The following is a 409-nucleotide window of genomic DNA, read 5'->3' as shown; positions in this document are numbered from 1 at the left end:
CCTGAGGTGAACGCAAATCAGGTTCTGTTACTATTTCAATCAATGGTACCCCTGTACGATTATAATCAACTAAAGAATATGGTTCATGTTCTATATGAACTAATTTACCTGCATCCTCCTCTATATGAATTCTATTTAACCTTATTTTTTTCTTTACTCCATCCACATCTATTTCAACATATCCACCTCTACATATTAGCAAATCATACTTTGATGTTTGATATGCTTTAGGAAGGTCAGGATAAAAATAATTTTTTCTATCCATCTTACTTAATTTATTTATTTCACAATTTAATGCTAAACCAGCCTTTACTGCAAGATTAACAACTTCTTCATTTAATACTGGAAGTGTTCCTGGAAGTCCTAAACAGATAGGACATGTATTTTGATTAGGTTTTACCCCAAACTC

Annotated in this window: 1 protein-coding gene; it reads right to left on the bottom strand. The window is 31.8% G+C overall.

Annotated elements, in window-relative coordinates; genetic code table 11:
* The coding region (locus N3F66_15160; GenBank protein MCX8125484.1) for an Asp-tRNA(Asn)/Glu-tRNA(Gln) amidotransferase GatCAB subunit B at window positions 1–409 on the bottom strand (409 nt) is incomplete at both ends.

Source organism: Spirochaetota bacterium (genome assembly GCA_026414805.1).
In the GTDB taxonomy this organism is placed as follows: domain Bacteria; phylum Spirochaetota; class UBA4802; order UBA4802; family UB4802; genus UBA4802.
The sequence above is the reverse complement of the archived record's forward strand: the minus strand, read 5'-3'. Positions and strand labels throughout refer to the sequence as shown.